A 24,362-nucleotide genomic window follows, 5' to 3' on the forward strand; every position below is an offset into this window, starting at 1 on the left:
TTTGCTTTAGAAGCCTTGCCTAGCAACATATTTGGAGAATTCTAGGCCGCTAGTCCACTTAAGCAGATAAGCAGTACGTACGTTCGAAACATCGGGCGGGAGTGTGGCGGGAGTCGCAGCCAAGTTGCCGCTCCTTTGGAAGAATCGGTGCCATGTCGCGTTCCTTCGACATCCTGATCGAGTCGCCCGCCACCGTCGAGCAAATCCACACGACGTTCGGCCGCGAGGACTATTGGCTGGCCCGCCTCAAGGCCAGCAACGCCCCCACGACGCTGGATTCACTGGTGGTTGACCCCGACGGCACGGTGACAATGCGCGCCACCCAATATGTGGCCCGGCAGATATTGCCCACGCTCATCGCCAAAGCCGTCCCCGGTGAGCTGAAGATCGTCCACAGCGAGACGTGGCAACCGGCCGACGACGGCGAGGTCCGCGGGCAGATCAGGGTCGTGACTTCCGGCGGGGTGGGATCAGGCCTAGCGGAAGCCTGGATGGCGCCGACGGGCAACGGCGCGCGACTGCGCTTCGCCGTGCAGGTGGCGGTGAAAATCCCGTTGGTGGGGCGCAAACTCGAGAAGTCGATGGAAGCCGACTTGGCTGAGAGTATCCCTGCCTTGCAGCGCTTCACCTCTACCTGGATCGCCGAAAACCCCTAATCGGGGCCGGTTCGTCAGTTTTCCGCTGCGGGCTCGACTCCAACCAGTTCGGTCAGGCCGCTGATGGTCAGGATCGGCATCAGGATCGGATGGGCGATCAGGTGGATGTGGTTGGCGTGGGTGAACAGAGCATTGATGGCGGCGCTATCGAGATACTCGACGCCACTGAGGTCGACGGTGAGCGGCCCGCCGCCGGCGGCCTCGCCGCTGGCGCTGGTGAGGGCTTGGACGAAGGCGTCGATGTTGCTCAGGTCGATCTCCCCCGCGGCGATCAGCATCAGTTTCCCGTCGTCGCGGCGCGCGGTGTCGAGGGTGAGCGACGTGGGCATCATGTGATCCTCGCGGATAGGTGAACCGTGGTTCCGGCGGCGTCGGGGTTGATGATGACGTCGTGCATGAGCCCTCGCATGAGAGCGATACCCCGGCCGCGGTGGGGATAGCTAGCGGGTTGCGGAGGCTTCCACGAGCCGGTGTCGGTGATGGTCAACTGCACCTGGTCGACCAGTGCGGTCGCGCCCAGACTTATGGTGCCTTCCGGCTGGTCGCGGTGACCGTGCTCGATGGCGTTGGCGACGGCTTCCCCGGCGGCGACGAGCACGTTCATCGCCTGCTCTGGGTCCAGCCGGGTCCGAGTCAGCCAGGTGCGCAACGCCGTTCGGGCGGGGGCGAGGTGGCTGACGTCGGCGGGGAACGTCAGCTCCAGCGGCGCGGGGTGGCGATAAAGCAGGAGGACTACGTCGTCCTGATAGCCGCCGCTGGGGGCCAGGCTGGACATGATGTGGTTGGCCAAGTCATTGAGCGTGGACGCGCGGCCGTCCTGCACGAGCGTGGCGGCGCGGGAAATGCCCTGCCCCAGTGCGATGCGGCGACGTTCGACCAACCCGTCCGTGTAGAGCAGCAGGGTCGCGCGGGCCGGCAAGGTCACCCGGCCCTCCGGACGGGACCAGTCGGGTCGTATGCCCAACGCGATGGTGTGGCCGTCGTCGAGCATCTGGGTGGTGCCGTCCGCGTGGACCAGGATGGGCGGCGGGTGCCCGGCACTGGAATACACCAGGTCACCGGTCTCGGGGTTGAGCACCGCGCATACGGCGGTGGTGCATTGAGCACCGGGCAGCCGCGCGGCGAAGCGATCCATCCCGGTGAGAGCGGTCGCGGGGCTGGGGTTGTCGAACAGCAACGCGCGGCAGGCGCTGCGCACCTGCCCCATCACGGTGGCAGCGGCGAGGCCATGACCCACGCAGTCGCCGACGACCATTGCGATGCGCCCGTCGTCCAGGTCGAAGACGTCGTACCAGTCACCGCCCACCTGCAGGGGCCGGCTGGCGGCCTGATAGCGCACCGCGAACCCGTGCGGCAGATCAGCGGGGCCGAGGATCGCGTGTTGCAGCGCCAGGGCGGTTTCGCGTTGCTGGTCAACCTGATGGACCCGCTGCAGGCCCTGACCCAGGCGGCCCGCCAGCACCGTGAGCAAGGTCTGGTCCTCAAGGGTGAACGGCCGCCGCTCGGCCAGGTCGATCCAGACGACGAGCACCCCCTCGGGATGCTGCAGTGCGATGCCTGCCGTCCCGGCTTCCCCCGTGCCGGGGCTGAGTAGGTCGCCGTCGCGCAGCGAGCTGAGCATCTGTTGGGTATGGGACGGCAGATCGCCCCACTCCGCGGGTTCGCCGACCGACACGACTTGCGGTGCGCCATAGGCGGTTTCGTTGGAGTAACTGTGGGTCGGGAAGGTGACGGCCAGGACGCGGCGGGCCCGCCACAGTCGGCGCAATTCCTCGGCGGCGGCGCTCACCGCGTCGTCGACGGTGTCCGCCTGGGCAAGTTCCTGGTTCAGGGCGTGTTCGCGACCCGCCGCCAACGCCAGGGCGATAGCCGCGTGCCGGGCGAAGTCGCTCACGAGCTCGAGGTAATCGTTGCCGAATGGCGACTGCTGGGGGTCGCGGGCGACCGCGATCACGCCGAGCACCGCGCCGTCCGCGATCAGCGGCATGACGATCGCGGAGCGCTCACCGACGTCGGTGAAACCCTCGATCGGATATTGGAAGGAGTCGGTGATCAGCGGTAGGCCGCGCCGCGCGACACCGCCCGTGGTGGAGCCGTCCATTGGGACCTGGCGACCGATCACCTCCGAGGAGTACCGCCCCGCCGTGGCGGCCACGACGAGGGTGTCGACCTCGTCAGCGGGCAGATCAGACTCCTTCGGGACCAGCAAAATCGCCTGTTCGGCGCCGGCCAGCTCCAGCGCCCGGTTCACGATGAGCTGCAACGGCCCGGTCTGGGGGTCGCCCGACAGCAGCGCGGTGGTGATCTCGCGGCTGGCCTTCGTCCATCTCGCCGTTTCACGTTCCCGCTCGAACAGCCGCGCGTTGTCGATGGCGGCCGCCGCGGCCGTCGCCAAGGCCCGCACGGCGGCCGCCTGGGAGTCGGAGAACACTCGGCCGGGCCGGTCGTCCGCAAGGTAGAGGCTCCCAAAGTCCGCTCCCCGCACCGTGATCGCTAATCCGAGCAGCGCGCGGATAGGCGGATCGTTTCCCTGCAGCGCGCCGGCCCGCGCGTGAGCACTCACATCGTCGAGGCGGAGGCCCTCGCCCACCGGCAGATCGCCGAGCCGCCGCGCCGTGCCGACGTCCATCCCCGCGTGGACGAAAGAGGCCAGGGTGCCGTCGGGAGCGCGGATGCCCAAGGCGGCGTACCGGGAGCCAGTCAGCTCCATCGCGCCCTTGACGATTCGGTGCAGCGTCACGCCCAGGTCGAGATCGGAACCGATCTCGCTGATGACCCGCACCAGTTGTTCCATCTGGTCGCGAGCTTCCACCAGCTCGTCGAGCTGCTCATGTATCTGGCTCACCAGCTCGCGTCGGCCCTGCCAGGTGAACGCCGATCCACCTCCCCCTTCGTTGCCCATAGCTACAAACGTAGCCGTTCAGCGTCGCGAGCCACGGTGGCGGTGATCTTCGGGGCTGGACGTGAGGGTTTACTCGATCTCGACCTTTGTATTGAATCGCCCCACCGACGATGGCCGTCCATGACTACTGCGACACAACTTCAGCCGCTCTATCTATTGGCGGACAGTCAGCTGCTGTTCTGGCGGGGGCCGGACCGACTGCTCCTGGAGGCGGCCCTCGATGGATTGGCGCGAGACACCCCGCTGAGCGCGGCCTATATCGGTGCATCCAATGGGGATCGTCCAGAGTTCTACGAAATCTTCGAGGCGGCTGTGGATGCCGTTGGGATCACCGATCGCCGCATGATCGGTTCGTCGTTCGGCTGGGCCGATCGCGCCTTCCTGGAGGGTGCCCAGTTGATCGTCCTCGCGGGCGGCGATGTGCGTCTCGGCTGGAAGACGTTCGAGGAATCCGGCATGAAGGACGTGATTTTGAGCCGGTATGCCCAAGGGGCGGTCCTAGTAGGTATTTCGGCCGGAGCGGTCCAGCTCGGAAGCTATGGAATCGTCGAGACGCCGGAATCCGGCGTGCCCGAGCTGTTCGACGTATTCAACCTCGTCCCCATGGTCATCGACACGCACGACGAGCGAGCCGAGTGGGCGCGGCTAACGCGGACGATTGAATCGCTGCAGGGTGCGGCCACCGGTCTCGGAATCCCCTCTGGCGGCGGAGTCATCGTGCACGCGAATACCACCATCGAGCCCCTGCGCCGTCCAGCGCACAGATTCGTTTTCGAGGGCAGTCACGCCGTGCACTCACTGTTGCGCGCCAAAGACGACAGCTGAGTTCTCTTGTCCTGCACCGAAGTTCGCCCCCTTGCTCCGGCTTCTATGCCATGCGCCCGTACCGCCAACCTACGTCCAAAAGCCGCGCTGGGCAGAGCAAGATCGCCATCGTGGTGACGGTTGGCCGTTGTAGTAGTGACTTTTGGCCCGAGTAACGAACGTCGGTCCGTGTTCAGAGTTAACACCATGCCAACTGCACCTCGACTCAGCGTTACGTTCCTCGCAAATCTGATCCCGCGCCGGCTACTGGTCGGGGCAATCGGTGCTGGCGCCGTTACCGGCACGCTTCTATGTGCGACCGCGGCGACCGCCGCGGCGGATCCGCCTCCTCGGCCCGCCAACTGCACAGCAGCGGACGTCGCCGGCGTCGCGGCTGGTGTGGCGGCGGCGCTCTCGACCTACCTGTTCACCCATCCGGACCTCAACGGGTTCTACACCGACCTGCAGGATCGACCCAAAGATCAGATTCGCGACGACGTGCAGCAGTACTTCAACGCCAACCCGCAGGAGCAAGCCGACCTTGAGAACATCCGTCAGCCACTGGCTGACATCAGGCAGCGTTGCCAGTGGACACCGCTGGTCGGGCAGGCCGGCGCGACTCCTTGAGCGACCGGTCAGAATAAGGAGATCCCGATGAGTGTCCGGGTACGGTCTTGGGCCGCAGGGGGGCTAGTAGCAATGACCCTGGCTGCGATTCCTGAGATGTATGCCGTCGTGCAGCCCTCCAGTGTGGCCAACGCGGACGTCTGCGCAAGCGTTGGCAGGCGTGTTTCAGTGAGCGGGTGCACCAACATTGCCGACACGGTCAACGCCAATGTCCCGCCGCCGGACGCGTATGCGCCACTGCCACAGGACTTTCCGCCCCCGCCGCCCCCGGTAAATGTCTGCGTCGGAGGCGGCCGGCGAGTTCATGTAAGCGGGTGCTTCTGAAATACGGTGCGCTGCTAGCACGTCGGCGTTGGCCAGCGTTTGCCTGAGCGGCCAGCGTCGATGCCCTGTTGCCATACCTTTCGCAGGGCCAGCAGCCCTGTTGAATCCGGCCGGTTCGCAGGCGAAATCTACGCCGATGCCAGCGCTTCTGCGGCCGTCGCGGTCTTCGCAGCGGGCGCCGTGCCCGGCGTGCGCACGTACGCGAACCACGTGATCACCGCGCACAACACGTAGAAGGCAAGAAAGACCCAGAACGCCATCGTCGCCGACTTGGCCGGCGACAGGTACGACGCCCGCAGCATCAGGTTGATGCCGACCCCGCCGAGTGCCCCGATGGACCCGGCGATCCCGATTAGCGCACCCGACATCCGACGCGACCAGTCGGTCTTCTCGGCCCGGCTAAGGCCGTCCATGCTCTGTGCCTTCGCGGCGAAGATCGACGGGATCATCTTGTAGACCGACCCATTTGCGATTCCCGACAGGATGAAAAGCACTACGAATCCGACCACATAGGCGGCCAGGATGCCGCCCGACGGGGCGCGATGCTTGGCGTCGCCCATACCGCCGAACACCACAAGCCAGCCGGCCGCGGCGATCATTGCGGCAAACATGTACAGCGTGACCCTGCTGCCACCGACGCGGTCGGATAGCCAACCGCCGACCGGCCGCGCGATCGAGCCCAGCAGAGGTCCGATGAACGCGATCTGCGCGGCGTGTAGCGCCGCCTGGGCCGTCATCGCCGGGGTTACCTTGGCGCCATTACTGAGGTTGGCCAGGAAGCTTATTTGAAGAACTTGGCCGAACGCGAAGGAAAAGCCGATGAACGACCCGAACGTACCGATATACAGCAGCGCGATCAGCCACGAGTCGCGATATGCCATCACGTCGATCATCGAGCGGCCATTAGTGCGCTGGTTGGTCAGATTGTCCATGAACAGTGCGGCGCCGACCGCGGCGACCGACAGGAGTACCAGATACACCGCGCACACCCAGTGCGGGGAACGGTTGCCCGCCGTTGCGATTACCAACAGCCCGACGACCTGGATCATCGCGACGCCGATGTTTCCACCACCGGCATTGAGGCCCAGCGCCCATCCCTTGAGCCGCTGCGGATAGAACGCGTTGATGTTGGTCATCGACGACGCGAAGTTGCCTCCGCCGAAGCCGGCGATCGCCGCCACGATCATGAACGTTGTGTAGGACGTGCCGGGGTGTGCCATGAAATACAGCGTCAACACTGTTGGGATCACCAGCACCAGCGCGGAGAACACTGTCCAGTTGCGGCCACCGAACGTCGCCGTCGCGAACGTGTAGGGCAGGCGCAGGATCGCTCCGACCAACGTCGGCATCGCGACGAGAAAAAACTTTCCGGCGACATCGATGTGGTAGATGTTCTGCGGCATGAAAAGGACCATCACCGACCAGATCGACCAGACTGAAAACCCGACGTGCTCCGCGAAGATGGACCAGATGAGGTTGCGCCGCGCGATCTTCGCACCGCCGTTGTTCCAGGCGTCGACGTCTTCGGGGTCCCAGTCATCGATGCTGCGTTGGCGCGTCATTAATGGCATGCGACCACCGTACGAAAGTGTTGTTGCGGCAACGCTGCCCGCGATGACCTACTTGCTACAAGCTGTTCACAAAGAGGGCCTGCGTGGCTGTGAGTTAGATATGGAATCGCCTCATACCCAGCGGCTACGCGCGGGCAGCGCTTCGGGTGCGACCCAGGCCTTTGCATATCGATTGCCGGAGGCCTTCTGCGGGTCGCGGCTGCGATAAACCAAGTACGGGCGCGTCAGGTATCCGACCGGTGCACTGAACATATGCACCAGCCGCGTGTACGGCCAAATGCCAAACAGTGCGAGGACAATCAGCGCATGGACTTGAAATGTCCACGGCGCACGCGTCATTAGCTCCATCGCCGGGTGCAGCGAAAACAGGCTGCGGAACCATGGTGACACCGTCTCGCGGTAGTTATAGGTGGCGAAGACATTGGTCAAAGTGTTGAGCATCCCGGTCACCAGCGCGCCCACCAGCAGCAGGTACATCAGCTTGTCGCTGCGGGTAGTCGCCTGGCGGACGGCCCGCACTGTGATGCGCCGGTACAACAGGATTCCGAGTCCGGTTATGACTCCGAAACCCGCAAGCGAGCCCATCACGACGGCCATCAGGTGGTAAACGAACTCGGAGATTCCGGCGGCCGAAGTCCACGATTCGGGAATAAGCAGACCGACGACGTGACCCCCGAACACACCGAGCAGCCCGAAATGAAAGAGCGGGCTGCCCATTCGCAGCAGCCGGCTCTCGTGGCTCTGCGAAGACCTTGTGGTCCAACCGAACTGATCGTTGCGGTAGCGCCAGACATGGCCAAGCACAAACGACGTCAAGGCGACATACGGAATCGTCATCCAGAGCAGGGTGTTCATCGCCGACCGCCCGACATCAGCGGATCCATCGCGAACGGCTCCATTCCGACCTCTTCCTCGGGCGGACCCTGCGCGGCGAGATCAGCGATGCGGCGCCGATCGGCGGTGCTGATCGGCGGCAGCGTGGCGAGGATCGCCGTCAAGACTGAGGCGTACGCGGAACCGCTGTCCGCCAGGGATAGTCGCAGGAGTTCGAGGACCGGGACGTGCTCGCCGAGCAGTCGCTCCCCCTGCAGCGGATCGATCGTCGCGGCGAATTCGAGTACCAGGGGCAGGAAGTCGGGAAGCTCGTTGTCGCCGAGCTGCATTCCCGCCTGACGGTAGGCGTGCTTGAAGCGCAGCAGCGCCATGCCCCGCTTTCGGGTGTCTCCGTACGCGTAGTACGTCAGGTGCAGGCTGGCGCGCCGACGCATGTCGAAGGTTTCGACATACCGCACGGCGAGCTGCAATGGGTCCGCGGTGCGGAACTCATGCAGGATGTGCAGTAGCGGCTCGCGCACCGAATCAGGCAATTCCCCGGCAGCCGCGATCAGTTGGTCGGTCATCGCTAGCGTAGGCGCACCCGGGTAGTCCAGCAGCAGCGCGGCGATGCGCCACAGCAGACGCTGGTCGCGCTCGGATAGCCCGGCGGCATTTGCCGGCTTACGGGTGAGGGTCAGCATCTTCACTTGGTCGGCACCAACCCATCGGTGCTTCTGCCGTCCCAGTTGAGCAGGTTGACCCGCGCCGGCTCACCGTTGCCGCCATTGCCGTTGCTGCCTTTGCCGTCGGTGAGATGGAACTTATCGGCCATCGCGTCGAACGCCGTCATCCCGGGGCCGCCGTCGTTATCCAGACTGCACCCGGTCGCGAGCGCGTCGAGGCGATGCGCGTCTGATCCTGCCCCGTTGGGAATCACGTAACGGTCGGCGTACTTGGCGATCGCCAGCAACCGGTACATGGATTCAATCTCCTCGCCCCTCAACCGCACCGACTCCGGGATCGTGTCGTCGAATTCCTCGCCCAGGTTCGCAGCGCGCATGTAGGAGCGCATCGCCGCAAGCCGTTGCAGCGCAGCACGAACCGGCCCGACGTCGCCCGCGGTAAACAGCTCGGCCAGATACTCGATCGGGATGCGCAACGCGTCGATAGCCCCGAACAGGTTGTTGCGGTTCTCGCCGTCATGCCCGGTTTCGGCGAGCACGTCAACGACTGGGGACAGCGGCGGCACATACCAGACCATCGGCATCGTCCGGTACTCCGGATGCAGCGGCAGCGCGACCTGGTAGTCGACGATGAGGCGGTAGACCGGTGAATTCTGAGCGGCCTGGATCCATTCACCGGAGATGCCGGCGCGCTCGGCCTCGGCGACCACCCGGGGATCGTGCGGGTTGAGGAACACGCCGAGTTGTGCGGGATAGAGGTCCTTTTCGTCTTGCACCGACGCCGCGGCCGCTACCGCATCGGCGTCGTAGAGCAGCACTCCGATGTAGCGCAACCGGCCGACGCAGGTCTCCGAGCACACGGTCGGAATGCCCACCTCGACGCGCGGGTAGCAGAACGTGCACTTTTCAGCCTTGCCGGTTTTGTGGTTGAAGTAGATCTTCTTGTACGGGCAGCCGGTGACACACTGCCGCCAGCCGCGACACCGGTCCTGATCGACCAGCACGATGCCGTCCTCGCTGCGCTTGTAGATCGCGCCGGACGGGCACGACGCCGCGCACGAGGGGTTCAGGCAATGCTCGCAGATGCGCGGTAGGTAGAACATGAAGGTCTGCTCGAATTCAAGCTTCACTTTGTCGGACACCTTGGCCAGCAGTGGATCACGGCCGATCTGCTCGGGCCCCCCACCGAGGTCGTCGTCCCAGTTGGCACCCCAGGTCACCTTGGTGTCTTCACCGGTGATCAGCGACTTGGGACGGGCCACCGGTGTGGTATCCATCGCCGGCGCGGACAGCAGGTTCTCGTAGTCGTAGGTCCACGGGTCGTAGTAGTCCGACACCGTCGGCAGGTCCGGGTTCGCGAAGATATTAAGGAGCCTGCGCAACCTCGACCCCGACTTGAGTGTCAACCTCCCCCGCTTGTTGAGCGTCCAGCCGCCCTTCCACTTTTCCTGGTCTTGGTAGCCGCGCGGATATCCCTGTCCAGGACGGGTTTCCACGTTGTTGAACCAGACGTACTCCACACCGCCGCGGTTCGTCCAGGCCTGCTTGCACGTGACGCTGCAGGTGTGACACCCAATGCACTTGTCGAGGTTCATCACCATCGCGAGCTGAGCCATGACTTTCATCGTCAGTACTCCACTTCTTGCGAGCGCCGCCTGATCGTGGTGACCTCGTCGCGCTGGTTTCCGGTGGGACCGTGGTAGTTCAGCGCGAACGACTGTTGGGCGTAGCCCCCGATCAGGTGTGACGGCTTGATCATGATCCGGGTGAGCGCGTTATGGATACCGCCGCGCTTCCCTGTCTTCTCGGTCCGGGGCACATCCACCGCCTTGTCTTGCGCGTGGTACATGAACACCAAGCCCTCGGGCATCCGGTGGCTGACGATCGCGCGCGCATTCACCACACCGTTGCGGTTCGTGCATTCGATCCACTCGTTGTCCTTGACGCCGATCTTCGCCGCATCCACATCCGATATCCAAATCGCCTGTCCACCGCGGGAAAGCGTGAGCATGTACAGGTTGTCCTGATACGCGGAATGGATGGACCACTTGGAATGCGGTGTCAGATACCGCACGGTGATCCCGCCGCTGGTATCGCCGACCACCGGCTCGTCGAACAGCGCCGTCATGTCAAGCGGCGGGCGGAAAATCGGCAACTGCTCCCCGAGTTCACCCATCCAGTCGTGATCGAGGTAAAAGTGCTGACGTCCCGTCAGTGTGTGCCACGGCTTGAGCCGTTCGGTGTTGATCGTGAACGGTGAGTACCGACGCCCGCCGGTCTCCGAACCGGACCACTCGGGCGAGGTGTTTACCGGTACCGGCCGGGACTGGGTGTCGGCGAACGTGATTCGTCTGCCCTCGTTCTCTTTGGCCAGGTCGGCCAGCTCCGTGCCGGTGCGGCGTTGCAGCGCCTCGAACCCCTCCACCGCAAGCCGTCCGTTCGTTGTTCCGGACAGCGCCAGGATCGCCTCCGCGGCGTGAATGTCCTTGGCTAGTGACGGGCGGCCAGCCGCCATACCGCTGACCACCGCACCGTTGACGCCCCGCAGGTACGCGACTTCCGCGTCGGGATGTGTCGTCACGCCCTTGGTCGTGAGGCCAACCGTTTCCACCATCGGCCCGAGCGCCGCCATCTTGTCACCGACCGCCGGATAGTCCCGCTCGACGACGACCAGCCGTGGCATGGTCTTGCCCGGAATCGGCTCGCACTCACCGGCTTTCCAGTCCAGTACGAGTCCGCCGGGCTGAGCGGTGGCGTCGGCGCTGTCATGCTGCAGCGGCACCGCGACGATGTCTTTGCGCTTGCCGAGGTGCTTTTCGGCCAGCCAGGAGAACCCGCGCGCGATCCGGTGGAAGGCCTCGAAGTCGGTCTTCGTCTCCCACGGTGGTGAGATCGCCGGCGAGAACGCGTGCACGAACGGGTGCATGTCGGTGCTGGACAGGTCGTGCTTCTCATACCAGGTGGCCGCGGGTAGCACGATGTCGGAAAACAGTGTGGTGCTGGTATTGCGAAAGTCGATCGACAACAGCAGGTCCAGCTTTCCGATCGGCGCCTGATCGCGCCAGCGCACTTCCTGCGGACGCACCGCGTCCTCGTCGCGCGCGGCGACATTGGAGTCGGTGCCCAGCAGGTGTTTGAGGAAGTACTCGTTGCCCTTCGCTGACGAGCCGAGCAGGTTCGACCGCCACACTGTCAGGCAGCGCGGAAAGTTCTCTGGCGCATCGGGATCCTCGCAGGCGAACTGCAGATGGCCGGACCTCAGCCCGTCCACGACGTGCGCCGACGCGTCCTTGCCCAGCCGCGCCGCCTCGTCGGCCAGATCCAGCGGATTGCGATTGAACGTCGGATAGCTCGGCATCCAGCCCAGCCGGCTCGCCAACGCGATGTTGTCGGCCGCCGTTCGGCCGGCAAACCGCCCCTCGGCCAGCGGGGACGCCATCACCTCCGAGGTGAACCGGTCGTAGCGCCACTGGTCGGTCGACAGGTACCAGAACACCGTGCCCTGCATCTGCCGAGCCGGCCGCTGCCAATCCAACCCAAAAGCCAGCGTCGACCACCCCGTAACCGGTCGGCACTTCTCCTGGCCGACGTAGTGCGCCCAGCCGCCGCCGTTGACCCCCTGACAACCGGTCAGCATCACCAGCGTGAGGAACGAGCGATAGATCTGGTCGGAGTGAAACCAGTGATTGGTCCCGGCCCCCATCAAGATCATCGACCGGCCGCGCGAACGTTCCGCGTTGTCGGCGAATTCGCGCGCTATCCGCTCCGCCGCCTTGGCGGGCACGCCGGTGATCGGCTCCTGCCATGCCGGTGTATACGGTTCGGACGGATCGTCATAGCCCGTCGGCCAGTCGCCGGGTAGGCCTTCTCGGTAGACTCCGTATTGCGCGAGCAACAGGTCGAACACCGTCGTAACCCGTTGTCCGGCAACGATCTTTGTCGGCACCCCTCGCGTCAGCACGCCTGGGCGGTCACCGTCGAACCTCGGCAGCGTTACGGCACTCACGTCGTCGTGGGTTCCGTGCAGCGTGAGCAGCGGGTCAGCGCCCTGCAGGTCGAGGTTCCACTTGCCCTCGCCGGACGCGGTGAACCGGTGTCCCAGCGAGCCGTTCGGCACCACCGGGTTCGCCTGCGCGTCGAGTAGCACCGTCTTGGACGAGGCGCCTTCGCTTGTGTCACCGAGATCGGCTGCGGTGAGGAACTTTCCGGGCAGCCACACACCGTCGCGCTCGGCCAGTGTCACCAGAAACGGCAGATCGGTGTACTTCTTTACATAGTCGAGGAAGTAGGGGGTCGTCCGGTCGACGAAGAATTCCTTGAGGATCACGTGTCCCATCGACATTGCCAGCGCGGCGTCGGTTCCCGGCCGCGCCGGCAGCCATTCGTCGGCGAACTTGGTGTTGTCCGCATAGTCAGGCGAGACCACGATCACCTTTTGGCCGCGATAGCGCGCCTCCGTCATGTAGTGCGCATCGGGCGTCCGGGTGACCGGAACGTTGGAGCCCCACATGATCAGATACCCGGCGTCGAACCAGTCGGCCGACTCGGGCACGTCGGTCTGGTCGCCGAACACCTGCGGCGAGGCCACCGGAAGGTCGGCGTACCAGTCGTAGAACGACAGCATCGAACCGCCGATGAGCGAAATGAACCGCGCCCCAACGGCATGGCTGACCATTGACATCGCCGGTATCGGCGAGAAACCGGCGACCCGGTCGGGGCCGTACTTCTTGATGGTGTGCACGTGCGCCGCGGCCGCGATTTCTGCGGCCTCCCACCATTCGGCCCGAACGAACCCGCCTTTACCGCGTGCGGCCTTGTAGCGAGCGGCCTTCGCCGGATCATCCACGATGTCAGCCCACGCCAGGACGGGATCGTTCAGTCGCTCCTTGGCCTCGCGATAGTACTGCAATAGAACGCCGCGCACGTACGGATAGCGCACGCGCGCAGGCGAATACGTGTACCACGAGAACGAGGCTCCGCGAGGGCAGCCGCGCGGCTCGTACTCCGGCTTGTCGGCGCCGACCGACGGGTAGTCGGTCTGCTGGGACTCCCAGGTGATGACGCCGTCCTTGACGTAGATCTTCCACGAGCACGATCCCGTGCAGTTGACGCCGTGTGTGGAGCGGACGACCTTGTCGTGCGCCCAGCGGTCCCGGTAGAAGTCGTCCGCCGACCGGCCACCGACCTTGTGCAGCGCACGGCGATCCGGGGAGATCTCGCCGCGATGAAAATATTTGCTGAATCCAAGCACGGCGTCGGCGGCGGTCTGGCGATTCGCACCGAGATCGACCATGGCGCCTCCTCTCGATCAGCGCCTATCGCGCGGTCATTTACCGAGGGTAAGGGAGCTTTTTGGCTGCTCAAAAGTTCGCACCGGTGCGCGCGGGCGAGTGTGCGCTTGCCTTAACACCGCGGTCATATTCAGGCGCGTGAGGGATGTCACCGTGTTGCCGCAATCCGGGAAAAGGCGCTGCTGGACGACCGAATCGGTGACACCGCGATGGCGGCGAACCGGCGCGGCCGGCACAGCGCGGAGCTCACTAATTTTTCTTGCCGTTAACACACGTATTGCGCGTCGGGCTACGACCCGGTGACGCCATCGCGAGGCTGTTGTCCTCGACCACATCGATCCGCTGAGTTTCCGGAGAACCGGACGCCGCTTTGCCCGTCCGAGAACGACCATCGCCATATTTCGCGGTTAGTAGCCCGGATCATCGCCTTGTGCCGGCCCGCCGAGGTGGGGGTCAGAATCAACTGCCGCTCAACGGTCGGCGAAGGTGATTACACCGCCGATCATCGAGGAGATGCGGTGCCTCGACCTCGTCGCGTGCGGTGGGCTGCTAGCACGTCGGCATTTGCCAGCGTCTGCGCCTGAGCGGCCAGCGTCGAAGCCCTATTGGCGTAGGCGATCGCTTCCGTGTCGTTTGTTGCTTCCTTGCCGTGCGCCGCCGCAAAATACCGTCTCGCCTCTTCGAACCGGGTCTGGGCCTCGGCGCCGATGCTGTCGCGGTGCCTGGCGACGTAGTCGGAGATTTGACGCAATCTCCCGTCCGCGGTGGACAACGCCTGCCCCAACGAATGATCGCGTCCGTCAATGTTCACCTGTCCATCGCTGGAGTCGACCCGCCTTGCGGCGCGCCCGCGGCGGCGCGCGCGATAGAACACGAGAAGCAGGGCGACCAAGACCACGACGACCATGACGCCGATTGCGATCGGCAGCCAGCTCGGCTTTGACGAGCTGGCCGATTTGTCCAACCCGTCAGCCGCGGCGACCGCGGCACCGCTCCAGTCCTTAGCGCTCACCGCAGGTTCAATTTGGTTGCTCCGCAGACTGTTCAACTCGGCAGCGGTGAGGCCCTGCACCTGCGGCGGCACCGCTAACGCGTACAGCTTGGTGTTCGTGGCCACCGCCAGCAGCACGTCGCGGCCGCCCAATCCGCTGGCGCTGCGGGTTCGGTCGGCCCAGTTGTCGGGTTTGAACCTGGAGAAGTTATCGACGTAGACCACCCACAGTTGGATGTGCCGATCGCGGTAAAGCCGGTCGATGGCCGAGCTGACCGCGGCTCGTCCGGGATCCGTCAACACCCCGGCGCTGTCAGTGATGTGGTCGGTGAGCTTGGACGGCGGTTGCGCGCCGGCGGGGGCTGCCAGCAGCAACCCCGCTGTAAGGATCGTCAGGGCTACACCGAACAGGCGAACACCGCGCATACGGGATAATTTAGCCGTTAATCAAGATGGGGCGCTCCATCGGGGCAGGCCGACATCAGGACCGGATGCCTAACATTCGTCGCCCGATCACATCAGCACCCCGGACGACGCCATTGACATCGCCTGCAGCACGCTGAATTCAACCTTTCCGGGGTGAGCTTTTTGGCAGTTAGCCGAGTTCCGCTGTGCGAAACCTCAACCCGTCTGGCGACCTCGAACTGATCGCGGCCATAGGGCACGGCGCTCTTCCAACGTCTTGCGACACCACGCTGGCCGGGCTGACAGAATTAGTCACCGCTTTGGCGCCACTCGAGCGGCACGTGAAGGGGGAACCAACCCTCGAAAATCTCACTCGGCAAAGGGCTGTAGGGTTTGGGATACCACGCTTTGGGGACATCGCCACTGTTCCAGTCGAACCAGAAGAATGGGATCTCGGCAAGCCACACTTCAAAGAATGCGGCCAGCAGATCCCGGACCAGGTGCGACGCCGGACACCGGTGCGGCCCTCCCCCGAAACTCCAATTCCGTTGCGGACCATCTAGTTTGATGCTGTGACTCGACATGTCGTCAGCCTCGTCACGGTGAACCAATCCGACACACAACTGAACATGGGACCCGGCTGGGATCGTCGTTTCACCGATTGTCACGCTGCGACTCGTGATTCGTGAAACGGTCTTCGCCCCGCCATCCAGCCGCAGCAGCTCCTCGATGAATCTGCGTTGCCGATCTGGATTTTCGCGTAGCTCCCGCTGAAGCATCGGCTTCCGCGCCAGCATCGCCAGTCCAGCCCTGATGGCGAACGCCGTGAAAATCAAACCGCGGCCCACCGACGCCATCAGTCCCAGCACTTCCTGGTCGGTGAGCGGTTCGGCGGCGAGGCGGCTGATCACGTCGGGACCACCCTGCGGCGCTCGGCGGATCGCCCCCACCAGCTGCGCGTCGACCGCGTCGGGAGCGAGGTCCGTCGGCAGCCCGCAGACTGTGACGAATGCAGCGCGCCAAACAACTTCAGCGACGCCGGCACCGTCGCAGCGGTCCAGTTTCGTCGCGACGGCGCCGACGCAGTTTTCGATGATCTCACGCACGGGCTTCAGCATTTCCCGCGAATTTCCTGGAGTGAACAGCAGCTCGACCATAATTTTCCGGTAAGGCCCGAAGGGCGGATTGCCGGGCATCAATTCGCCTTGGCTGCTGGCGAAAAGTTCGCCATCACGAACGGCGGCGAGGACGTCGTCGCGCCGCCATAGAGCGTAGGTGCCGTCCGGCTGCCGAAGCACTCTCTGACCGGCCTGCTCTGCAGCAGCCAGCCACTCCCGAAAACCCGCGGCTGCTTCCTCGTCCGACCGTATGACTTCTAGCGCGGCGGAAGCGGCCTCGCCACCAGACCCGATCAACGCACACCACCGACTTTCACGATCGGCGGTCGCTGCGAACCAAGCATCAACGGCGCCACCTGGAACTCCGACGCCGCCAGTTTATCCGCAAGATCTGCCACACGGCGTCGCAACGGCCGCCGGCCAGAAGCCCTATACGGGGTTCTCGGTAGGGCGGGTGCGGCTCGATCCCGCGAGCATGGGATCTTTGCTCTTGTGATCTGACCCAGATCAGCCCGTTTCGACCAGATTTGGTGCGGTTGTGGCAAACGTTGGGACAGCTAGCGAGGGTAGGTCAATGAAGACGAGCGGAGACCCGAAGGCCGCAAGCGAGGACCCTGAGGCGAGCGGCATAGACGCAACGGCCGCGAGCACGGCACCAGAGGCCGAGCCCGAACAGCTAAGGCCATCAGACGTAGAAAACAAACCCATACGCCGCGGTGTGATGCAGTCCCTCACCGCGCTGTGTGTCCGGTATGTCGAACGATTGATGCCGGACCCTTATCTTTTCGCCGTCATCCTCACCGTCATCGTCGCCACGCTGGTCGCAATTTTGGTGAAGGGCGCCTCCCCCAGCGGCATGCTCAAGGCGTGGTATGGCGGTGTCTGGGGATCACAGAACATCTTCACGTTCGCCTTCCAGATGGTCCTGATCCTCGTGACGGGATACACACTCGCCGAGGCACCGGTCCTCAAGCGCGCCATCGTCTCCGTCGCCGGCAAGCCGGGGAACCAGGTCCAGGGAGCCCTCCTCTGCTTCAGCGTGAGCGCTGTCCTCTCCCTGCTGAACTGGGGCCTCGGTCTGGTGGCCGGCGCACTTGTCGCGCGGCAAGTCGCCAAGCGCTTCACCGATGCGCATTTCGGCTACCTCGTCGCGGCGGCGTTTATGGGCTTCATCGTCTGGACGCAGGGGCTCTCGTCGTCGATCGCGCTGGCGAACACGGACAACGGCAGCCCAATCAACGTGATCCACAAGATAACCGGAATTACGGTGCCGCTGAAGCTGACAATCTTCCAGCCCTACAGCTGGCTGTCGGTGCTCGTCGTGCTCGGGCTGCTCGCGCTCGCCATCTGGCGTATGGAGCCGGCGCAGAGCCTTGCGCCGGATCCCGCGGTGTTCGAGGACGAGGACCAGCCGGAGGTTATGGCCCAGGGCAAGAAGACGTTTGCTGAATGGCTGGAAAACCTGTGGATCCTGAATGTCCTCGTATTCGCCGCAGGCATTGCTTATTTCTGCATCAGCGGTTTCGCACTGAACATCTCGTCGATGATCATGTTGTTCACGGTCACGAGCGCGTTGCTGCACCGCACACCGATCCGGTTCATCCACGCATTTACCGGCGCGGCGAAGGTGTCTGGTCCGCTGCTCCTGCAGTATCCGCTGTACGGCGGCCTGGTTGGCCTGCTGGGTTATCGCGCGATTGAGGGCGCCAAGCCGCTGCAGACGCTGCTGGCCGAGGCAGTGGTTGGCGGCGCGACGCAGTACACGCTGCCGTTCCTGACCTTCGTCGGCTCCCTGGTCATCAGCCTGTTCGTGCCGTCGGGCGGCGGGCACTGGGCCGTGCAGGGCCCGATCGCGGTCGACTCGGCGCTGGCGATCGGCCAGCGCTCGCCGGGCTATCTCGGATTGATCTCCATGGCGGTCGCCGTCGGCGAAGGCGTCGCCAACATGATCCAGCCGTTCTGGTTGCTGCCCATGCTTGCGATTGCGAAACTCAATGTCCGCCAGGTGATGGGTTTTACGATCGTCGCCTTCTTGATCGGATTGGTGGTGTTGGGTGCCACCACGCTGATCGCGCCTTACGTAATCTGACGCCGACCGCCGGGAGCCTGATGAACCGAGCGATCTTGACCCCCCGTCGGGATCCGGGGACAACAGCGTCGACGTGGGTGTGGCTCGTGATCAAGGATCAGCGATTCCCTACGTGTGGACTTTCAAGCCAGCTAGTGCCTTGGCCTCTGGCTGCACAAATGACTTGTGGGGCAAAGTTGCAGAGCCACAGCACGACGCATACCGAGCCAAGAGTGCAGCGTCTTGGGGCCCATGCTGATAACGTGACGACCTGCACCACCTGCTGGAGGTGTTGGCCACCTCTCGAGCGGGCCCGCGTTGGGCGATGACAGGCGCAAGATGACCGGTAACCCTGCGCCCTCGGCGCCTAGTTTGCCGGGCGTTGCCCAATGGACGACGAAACTGACTGGTCATCAATGGATTTGCGAGTCCACGGTCATCGCGAAGACCAATGGAATTTCAGAGATCACGACCTGCGCCCGACACCGTTCCATCGATATCCAGACACTCTTGGCGCGCGAATCTAAGGCACTCCGTCGATGACCATCTCGGCTCGGATGGAGCACTTCGCGCGCCAGCATGGCAAAAAGGTGGTGGTCGGAGGAGTTCCGTGGTCCTACTACCGACTCGGTGCCGGGACGGCGGTGCTCTGGTTGACGGGCGGTCTGCGTCGGGCCGCCGTGGCCTCGGTGTTCCTCGAGAGGCTTGCCACTCGGCATACCGTCATCGCCCCCGACTACCCGCCTGTCCTATCTGTCGCGGAGTTCATGACTTCGTTCGACGAGATGTTGCGCACTGAATCTGTTGACAGCGTGGCGCTGGTGGGCCAGTCGTACGGCGGGATGCTGGCGCAGGCGTATCTCGCTCACCGCCCACAGGCCGTTCAGCGCCTCGTTCTGTCGAGCTCGGGACCGGCAGACTACGCCCGGCCGTGGCTCGCGGCGGAAAGCCTGTTCGTGCTTCTCGCGCGCTTGCTGCCGGAAAAGATGCTGAAGGAGTTGGTGTCCCTCGGGCTGACCAGATTGACCCATCAACTACCGCAACCGGAATCGACCGAAATGTCTGACGTCATCCGGACCGTCGTGCGCGAGGAGTTGCGCCGGGCCGACGTAGTGTCGCACTTCGCCGTCGCCGCAGACGTAATCCGCACGAGGATCGTTAATCCAGCCGCGTTCCAGGCGTGGCCGGGTGAGGTCATCGTTTTGAGCGCCGAGAACGATCCGACGCAGAGCGCGCGGGATATTCCGCGGTATGAGCAGCTTTTTGGGCGCCGCGCTGAGGTTATGAGTCTCGGGCAACTCGGGCACGCTGCGGTCCTAGTCGAACCTGGCCGCTACGCCGAGGTCTTGGAAAGAGCACTCGATTAAGCGGCCAATCCACCAGCCGCGTCCGGGAGTCCTCGGCCTTCAGCCGGCCGAAGTGATTACGCCAGCGTAGTGCGGGTACGCCGCCAGTAGACGATTTGCCACACGATCCGATAACCGAGGAAGAAGAGCATGAGCGGCCCCGCGATGTCGCCGACAGATGTGTAGGGAGAGTTACGCGGACCTCGGTTGACCTCGGCGACCAACAACGCGGACTCGCCCAACGCCCGGTGAGCGTGACCAACCTCTTCGCCAGTGGGAAGTCGAAATCGAAGCAGATCATCATGCTGATCGGGCCGATCCCGGTGTGATACGTCTGGTAGATACCTCGCTCTGGTCGGCGACGACGATGGCGCACGTGATCTCGCCCCACTCCTGATCGGGCAGGCCGATGACCGCCACATCTCGCAGACGGTATGCGGCGCAGCCGAACTCGCCTCCAGGGGCCGCGACCAGAAGCATCTCATCGCGGCGCTCCACCATGCCATGGCGCCTTGGACACGCCCGCCTGCCGGCGCATTCACGTTGTGGTTGAGGCGACATCGATGTGCGACCGGCGCACACGAAGCCGACGGGCGTAGCGCCCGTGCTGACCCGCCGCTTCGTCGCCGAATTGGCAGGCTCTAACCAGCAACGATGCGCACCGGCAGGACCTACTTGGCCTCGACCCGCAGATCGGTGAGTTGCAGCGACACCAGGGTCGGGAAGGGCACGGAGCGGTTGCCAGGACCGAGCGGGTGGACCCACCGGCGAGTTGGGAACAGGAGCCCGCCAGCCTGAACGTGGTCGGCACAATGATGAGCGACCCGCGCCCAGCGGCCGATCACCTCAGAGACGTAGTCGTGGCGTCGTAGGCGACCACCGGCATCGACGTAGAAGGTCTGGTGAGGCGAGTGCGTGTCGATGTTCGGCGGAAAGCTCGCCTCAAGGCGCCGCCATGTCTCTCCGCGCTCCGACCATGTATCTCCCTCGCTGACCTCGACCCCTTCACGAGTCAGGAGGTGCGGGAACGTGAGGTAGTTCCACATCGCGTAGCCGGCGAAGTAGACGGAGTCCAGCGGGTCCCAGCGAATGTTCCGGCGCAGGCCCGAGCGGCCGAAGAACGCGGCCCGTGCATCGGCGCGCGAGCTTAGGACCTCGCCGTCGTGCCCTTCGATCCGCGCCGCCCCGCGCTCGAAGACCCCGCGCTGCCCATCCTGCGGGAACGGGTCGAAGACTGTTAGGGGCTGCTGGACATGCACCGTGATGCGGTAGTCCGCGAAGCGGTTGCCCGGGACCCGCGTTCGGATCAGCAGCCCTCCCGTGCGGACGCGCGCATGGACAGTCCTTGCCTTCCCCCATCGCTCCAACCCCCCATGGGCGTCGAGCACCTCGTCCAGCAGGGCGGTCATGAAGCCACGCTATCTGCCGGACGCGTTCCCGGTCACGCTCCCAATGGGCATGAAACGCCCCGGAGATGTCTCCGAGGGCCGTTTCGGTGAGTAGCGGGGACAGGATTCGAACCTGCGACCTCTGGGTTATGAGCTAACCCGTCGCGGTCTTCCCCATACGCTCGGTCTCATAGCTGCAGGTCAGCGACATTAAGCCGTCCAACCTGTTTCGCCACGTCGCGCTTGTTCGCGTCGATTCCACCGTGTTCTGTGTCCAAATCCGTGGCCACCATACTGAGCGGTAAGTCCAACCGCCTCGGGGTCTTACGGTGTAAACCAGGAGCCACGTCGTCCGGATCGACGCGCGGGGTCAAGCTCACCAGGCGTTCATCGGGTGTTGTTTGGGATTCTTTGGCTTAGGAAGTCTGTCGACGGAGGGCTGGCTTTAATAAGGTCCACTAGTGGCGGTGGTTGTTGGGGCCGGTGTTGATGCCGGCGACGAGTGTGTGGCCGTCTCGGATGGCGGTGCAGGTAGTGGGCATCGGGTGACCCGCCGGGCAGAACTCGAGGATGTGGCCCGCCGCGTCTTCGGCTGGAAAGCGCTGCGCGCCGAGCAACTCGACGCGATGGAGGCGCTCGTCGCGCGCCGCGATGTGCTCGCGCTGATGCCGACGGGGGCCGGCAAATCCGCGATCTATCAGGTGGCGGCGGTCCTGATCGACGGCGCAACGCTTGTGATCTCGCCGTTGATAGCTTTGCAGCGCGACCAGATCGATCACATCCTTGCTGCTCACGGCCCCGCCGCCGTCGCCATCAACTCCCGCCAAAGCCAGACACTAACGTCACGCAGTTGGGAGGCCGTGCGCCGCCACGAAGTCGAGTACATCTTTCTCTCCCCGGAACAGCTTTCGAAGGACGACGTCGTCTCGCGTCTTGCCGAATCGAACGTGTCGCTGATCGTGGTGGACGAAGCGCACTGCGTGTCTACGTGGGGGCACGATTTCCGGCCGGACTATCTGCGGCTCGCCGACGCGTTCGACCGGCTCGGCCGCCCACCCGTGGCGGCGTTGACGGCGACCGCGTCCCCGCTGGTGCGCCGCGAGATCATCGAGCGGCTCGGGTTACGCGATCTCGTTGTGATCGCCAGCGGCTTCGACCGGCCGAACTTGCGCTTAGAGGTCGAGCATCACGTGTCAGACGCCGAAAAGCGTGTTGCCGTGGTGTCAACGGTCGCCGAGATGGTGGGACCGGTCCTGGTGTACACCGTGACCCGCAAAGACGCCGAGAGCTACGCCGACGCACTAGCCCTGCGGGGCAGGAGCGCCGCTGCGTACCACGGCGGCATGAGGGCGGCGCAGCGCGACGAGATTCATCGCAGGTTTCGCGACGACGAGTACGAGATGATCACCGCCACATCGGCTTTCGGTATGGGTATTGACAAGCCCAATATTCGGGCCGTCGTGCACGCCTCGGTTCCCGACTCGCTGGACAGCTACTATCAGCAGGTCGGCCGCGCCGGTCGCGACGGGGAGGCAGCGCTGGCCCTGCTGTTCTATCGACCCGAAGACTTATCGCTGGCGCGGTTTTTCACCGCGCATCACCCCGACGAAGAACTGCTGCATCGGGTCTACTCGGCGCTGTCGGCTGACAGACCCAAGCGGCTCAAAAACCTGCGAACCGAACTCGGTGTCCGGGGCCGCCGGCTCACCACCGCAGTGAACCTCCTCGACCAGGCCGGTGCCGTCACGTCGAGCTATAAAGGATTCGCCGCCTCCGGAGAACCAGAGGCGACCGCAGTGGGCCGTGCGGTCGAAGTGGTCGAGACGAGCGAACGTGTCAATCGCACGCGAGTGGAAATGCTGCGGGGTTACGCCGAAACGCGAGAATGCCGTCGGCAGATCCTGCTCGCGTATTTCGGCGAGACGCTGCCCGAACCGTGCGGCAACTGCGATCGCTGCCGCGACAACCAGATTGGTGAAGCGTCCGCCCATGAACAACGGCCGGCAATACCCGTCAACACCACCGTCGAGCACCGCGAGTGGGGACCGGGAGTCGTTATCGGCGGCACTGCCGACACCGTCACGGTGCTTTTCGAGAAATACGGCTACCGAACGCTGTCGATGAAGGTGATCCGAGAAACCGCCGTCCTGCGGCAGACGCGCGATGAGAACGTCAGCAATGCCTAGCAACCAGTGGCCTCGACTCAGACGAGATTGGCTCACGCGGAAGAGAACCCTTATCCCCGCGGCATGAAAGTGGCCCCCAGAGAAGTCTCCGAGGGCCATTTCCTCTAGTAGCGGGAACAGGATTCAAACCTGCGACCTGTAGCGCGCGGTCATCTATGATGAGCTTGGCTGGCGCTCAATCAGAACGTTCAGTCGCGCATGCTCGAAGCTCTAACACTCGCAAGCAAGACCGTCACCATCGCGGTCTTGCGAGGGGCAGTAAGCCTGATCGCCCCGCGGAATGTTGCACCTGCCGTGCGCCTTCGCGTCGGTGCAGTTCTTGTACACACAGCCACCCTCGTTGTTGACTTGCGTGCAGTTGAGGTCGGGTGGGTCTGCCATCCCTACCGGGGCTGTGCTGATGGCGGTTCCCCAGATGGCTGCGGCGATACCTGCCGACATCATGGCTCGGTTGAAAACGGAACGACGCATGACGAAAACCCCGATCAGCATGAAAGCGCCAGTTCTTGCTGAAAAAAAGTTAAAGCGCGAATTCTGACGACAAGTAGTGCCAAAAGCCCCTGGGCAGCGGGCAATGGTCCTGTTCCCGCCGCGCGGCCACCCGAAGGTACCCTCAAGAGCCGAAGAGCTGCTAGTTCCCACCCGACTCATCGCTACCGATGCCCTAGTCGCGCGAGGTCGGGCTCAGGTCTAACGGGCGGTGACCCAGCTAATTTTGTAGCGTTCCTTGTACCAATCGACTGGTGATGGACTGCCGATGGAAACGCCCGATTGACGCCCACGAAAATTTTTTTTCTTGGTTAACTCGGAAATAGCCTTCTACCTGCATAGAAGGGCGGTGGGGCGGGCGGGGCTCGAACCCGCGACCAACGGATTATGAGTCCGCGGCTCTAACCAACTGAGCTACCGCCCCGATGCGATCGTTCCGTAAGAAACGGTAGCCGAATGTCAACGTCACTGTCCGCCGGGCGGGTTCCCGGGCAGATCAGTACGAGGTTCGGCCTGTCAGGGTGCGTAAGGTCGCCGAGCGAGTCCACTCCGGATGGGTGCCCAGAGCGCAATGTGGTTGCTACCAACCGCTGGGCCCCTGTGCGGCAACGGCAACCGAGCGGTGGCGTCCCAGGAGCGGTGTAAAAGTGGTCTGACATAGGTTCCGCTCGCTTGCGTTGATGATCCTATGCGGTGG

Annotated in this window: 19 protein-coding genes, 1 tRNA gene and 2 pseudogenes; 8 read left to right on the forward strand and 14 right to left on the reverse strand. The window is 64.1% G+C overall.

The genetic code is table 11. The annotated features are described in order from the left end of the window. The first annotated feature begins 152 nt into the window (after positions 1-152). A complete protein-coding gene (locus tag AWC17_RS15045; protein WP_046182043.1) occupies positions 153-656 on the forward strand; it encodes a DUF2505 domain-containing protein in 504 nt (167 codons plus the stop codon). Between the two features lie 14 nt (positions 657-670). Here the strand turns inward: AWC17_RS15045 and AWC17_RS15050 are convergent, their stop codons facing one another. Together AWC17_RS15050 and AWC17_RS15055 are read right to left on the reverse strand one after the other, a co-directional pair. Beyond that, positions 671-985, reverse strand: a complete 315-nt coding sequence (locus AWC17_RS15050; RefSeq protein WP_046182073.1) for an STAS domain-containing protein — start codon at positions 983-985, stop codon at positions 671-673. Beyond that, on the reverse strand, positions 985-3,558 hold the full coding sequence (locus tag AWC17_RS15055; protein WP_046182044.1) for a SpoIIE family protein phosphatase: 2,574 nt from the start codon (positions 3,556-3,558) through the stop codon (positions 985-987). Before AWC17_RS15055 ends, AWC17_RS15050 begins: the two co-directional genes overlap by 1 nt. Before the next feature lie 120 nt (positions 3,559-3,678). On the opposite strand from AWC17_RS15055, the gene AWC17_RS15060 reads away from it, so the two are divergent. From AWC17_RS15060 to AWC17_RS33520, 3 genes are all read left to right on the forward strand, one after another. Next, on the forward strand, positions 3,679-4,383 hold the full coding sequence (locus AWC17_RS15060; protein ID WP_046182045.1) for a Type 1 glutamine amidotransferase-like domain-containing protein: 705 nt from the start codon (positions 3,679-3,681) through the stop codon (positions 4,381-4,383). 186 nt (positions 4,384-4,569) lie between these two features. After that, the gene (locus tag AWC17_RS15065; RefSeq protein ID WP_082122829.1) at positions 4,570-4,989 is read left to right on the forward strand and encodes a heme-binding protein; all 420 of its coding nucleotides are present in this window, start codon (positions 4,570-4,572) and stop codon (positions 4,987-4,989) included. A 27-nt stretch (positions 4,990-5,016) separates the two neighbouring features. Then, positions 5,017-5,313 (forward strand): hypothetical protein, encoded by a 297-nt coding sequence (locus AWC17_RS33520; protein WP_082122830.1) that lies wholly within the window; start codon positions 5,017-5,019, stop codon positions 5,311-5,313. A 128-nt stretch (positions 5,314-5,441) separates the two neighbouring features. On the opposite strand, the gene AWC17_RS15075 is transcribed toward AWC17_RS33520, so the two are convergent. The 8 genes and pseudogenes from AWC17_RS15075 to AWC17_RS15105 form a co-directional block, all read right to left on the reverse strand. After that, positions 5,442-6,884, reverse strand: a complete 1,443-nt coding sequence (locus tag AWC17_RS15075) for a nitrate/nitrite transporter (RefSeq protein WP_046182046.1) — start codon at positions 6,882-6,884, stop codon at positions 5,442-5,444. Positions 6,885-6,995: 111 nt separating this feature from the next. Then, a complete protein-coding gene (gene narI, locus AWC17_RS15080; protein WP_046182047.1) occupies positions 6,996-7,739 on the reverse strand; it encodes a respiratory nitrate reductase subunit gamma in 744 nt (247 codons plus the stop codon). Further along, positions 7,736-8,407 (reverse strand): nitrate reductase molybdenum cofactor assembly chaperone, encoded by a 672-nt coding sequence (narJ, locus tag AWC17_RS15085; protein WP_046182048.1) that lies wholly within the window; start codon positions 8,405-8,407, stop codon positions 7,736-7,738. The genes narI and narJ overlap by 4 nt, the downstream gene beginning before the upstream one ends. Further along, positions 8,404-9,999, reverse strand: coding sequence for a nitrate reductase subunit beta (gene narH, locus AWC17_RS15090; protein WP_046182075.1), 1,596 nt, complete (start codon positions 9,997-9,999; stop codon positions 8,404-8,406). The genes narJ and narH overlap by 4 nt, the downstream gene beginning before the upstream one ends. Before the next feature lie 11 nt (positions 10,000-10,010). Continuing rightward, complete coding sequence (locus AWC17_RS15095) at positions 10,011-13,676, reverse strand: nitrate reductase subunit alpha (RefSeq protein WP_046182049.1); 3,666 nt, start codon at positions 13,674-13,676, stop codon at positions 10,011-10,013. Between the two features lie 500 nt (positions 13,677-14,176). Continuing rightward, the gene (locus tag AWC17_RS15100; protein ID WP_046182050.1) at positions 14,177-15,091 is read right to left on the reverse strand and encodes a TPM domain-containing protein; all 915 of its coding nucleotides are present in this window, start codon (positions 15,089-15,091) and stop codon (positions 14,177-14,179) included. Between the two features lie 55 nt (positions 15,092-15,146). After that, a pseudogene (locus tag AWC17_RS33525) lies at positions 15,147-15,330 on the reverse strand (glycosyltransferase); the annotation flags it as partial. Between the two features lie 48 nt (positions 15,331-15,378). After that, complete coding sequence (locus AWC17_RS15105) at positions 15,379-16,485, reverse strand: cytochrome P450 (RefSeq protein WP_141224642.1); 1,107 nt, start codon at positions 16,483-16,485, stop codon at positions 15,379-15,381. 424 nt (positions 16,486-16,909) lie between these two features. Between AWC17_RS15105 and AWC17_RS15110 the strand changes: the two genes are divergently transcribed. Both AWC17_RS15110 and AWC17_RS15115 read left to right on the forward strand, forming a co-directional pair. Further along, complete coding sequence (locus AWC17_RS15110; protein WP_046182052.1) at positions 16,910-18,277, forward strand: TIGR00366 family protein; 1,368 nt, start codon at positions 16,910-16,912, stop codon at positions 18,275-18,277. Between the two features lie 518 nt (positions 18,278-18,795). Beyond that, positions 18,796-19,623, forward strand: a complete 828-nt coding sequence (locus AWC17_RS15115) for an alpha/beta hydrolase (RefSeq protein WP_082122831.1) — start codon at positions 18,796-18,798, stop codon at positions 19,621-19,623. 306 nt (positions 19,624-19,929) lie between these two features. Here the strand turns inward: AWC17_RS15115 and AWC17_RS34015 are convergent. Together AWC17_RS34015 and AWC17_RS15120 are read right to left on the reverse strand one after the other, a co-directional pair. After that, positions 19,930-20,025 (reverse strand): annotated as a pseudogene (locus tag AWC17_RS34015) (AMP-binding enzyme); the annotation flags it as partial. A gap of 248 nt (positions 20,026-20,273) precedes the next feature. Next, entirely contained in the window at positions 20,274-21,011 is a 738-nt protein-coding gene (locus AWC17_RS15120) for a hypothetical protein (protein WP_046182054.1), read from the reverse strand. Between the two features lie 524 nt (positions 21,012-21,535). Here AWC17_RS15120 and AWC17_RS15125 point away from each other — a divergent pair. Further along, complete coding sequence (locus tag AWC17_RS15125; protein WP_046182076.1) at positions 21,536-23,176, forward strand: RecQ family ATP-dependent DNA helicase; 1,641 nt, start codon at positions 21,536-21,538, stop codon at positions 23,174-23,176. A gap of 210 nt (positions 23,177-23,386) precedes the next feature. Here the strand turns inward: AWC17_RS15125 and AWC17_RS15130 are convergent, their stop codons facing one another. Beyond that, complete coding sequence (locus AWC17_RS15130; RefSeq protein WP_414738951.1) at positions 23,387-23,620, reverse strand: excalibur calcium-binding domain-containing protein; 234 nt, start codon at positions 23,618-23,620, stop codon at positions 23,387-23,389. On the opposite strand from AWC17_RS15130, the gene AWC17_RS33535 reads away from it, so the two are divergent. Then, positions 23,577-23,714, forward strand: a complete 138-nt coding sequence (locus AWC17_RS33535) for a hypothetical protein (protein WP_156181255.1) — start codon at positions 23,577-23,579, stop codon at positions 23,712-23,714. The two genes, AWC17_RS15130 and AWC17_RS33535, sit on opposite strands and share 44 nt — an antisense overlap. Before the next feature lie 301 nt (positions 23,715-24,015). On the opposite strand, the gene AWC17_RS15135 is transcribed toward AWC17_RS33535, so the two are convergent. Continuing rightward, positions 24,016-24,089 (reverse strand) — tRNA-Ile (locus AWC17_RS15135). Between the last annotated feature and the right edge of the window lie 273 nt (positions 24,090-24,362).

The sequence above is a fragment of the Mycobacterium nebraskense genome, from assembly GCF_002102255.1.
Lineage (GTDB): Bacteria > Actinomycetota > Actinomycetes > Mycobacteriales > Mycobacteriaceae > Mycobacterium > Mycobacterium nebraskense.

Bases quoted from the DNA above. Each gene is read 5' to 3' on its own strand.
- AWC17_RS15050 (WP_046182073.1), bottom strand. From the start codon at position 985: ATGCCCACGTCGCTCACCCTCGACACCGCGCGCCGCGACGACGGGAAA.
- AWC17_RS15045 (WP_046182043.1), top strand. From the start codon at position 153: ATGTCGCGTTCCTTCGACATCCTGATCGAGTCGCCCGCCACCGTCGAG.
- AWC17_RS15100 (WP_046182050.1), bottom strand. From the start codon at position 15,091: ATGCGCGGTGTTCGCCTGTTCGGTGTAGCCCTGACGATCCTTACAGCG.
- AWC17_RS15065 (WP_082122829.1), top strand. From the start codon at position 4,570: ATGCCAACTGCACCTCGACTCAGCGTTACGTTCCTCGCAAATCTGATC.
- narI (WP_046182047.1), bottom strand. From the start codon at position 7,739: ATGAACACCCTGCTCTGGATGACGATTCCGTATGTCGCCTTGACGTCG.
- AWC17_RS15075 (WP_046182046.1), bottom strand. From the start codon at position 6,884: ATGCCATTAATGACGCGCCAACGCAGCATCGATGACTGGGACCCCGAA.
- AWC17_RS15115 (WP_082122831.1), top strand. From the start codon at position 18,796: ATGACCATCTCGGCTCGGATGGAGCACTTCGCGCGCCAGCATGGCAAA.
- AWC17_RS15095 (WP_046182049.1), bottom strand. From the start codon at position 13,676: ATGGTCGATCTCGGTGCGAATCGCCAGACCGCCGCCGACGCCGTGCTT.
- AWC17_RS15130 (WP_414738951.1), bottom strand. From the start codon at position 23,620: ATGATGTCGGCAGGTATCGCCGCAGCCATCTGGGGAACCGCCATCAGC.
- AWC17_RS15110 (WP_046182052.1), top strand. From the start codon at position 16,910: ATGCAGTCCCTCACCGCGCTGTGTGTCCGGTATGTCGAACGATTGATG.
- AWC17_RS15120 (WP_046182054.1), bottom strand. From the start codon at position 21,011: ATGACCGCCCTGCTGGACGAGGTGCTCGACGCCCATGGGGGGTTGGAG.
- AWC17_RS33520 (WP_082122830.1), top strand. From the start codon at position 5,017: ATGAGTGTCCGGGTACGGTCTTGGGCCGCAGGGGGGCTAGTAGCAATG.
- AWC17_RS15055 (WP_046182044.1), bottom strand. From the start codon at position 3,558: ATGGGCAACGAAGGGGGAGGTGGATCGGCGTTCACCTGGCAGGGCCGA.
- AWC17_RS15060 (WP_046182045.1), top strand. From the start codon at position 3,679: ATGACTACTGCGACACAACTTCAGCCGCTCTATCTATTGGCGGACAGT.
- AWC17_RS33535 (WP_156181255.1), top strand. From the start codon at position 23,577: ATGGCGGTTCCCCAGATGGCTGCGGCGATACCTGCCGACATCATGGCT.
- narH (WP_046182075.1), bottom strand. From the start codon at position 9,999: ATGGCTCAGCTCGCGATGGTGATGAACCTCGACAAGTGCATTGGGTGT.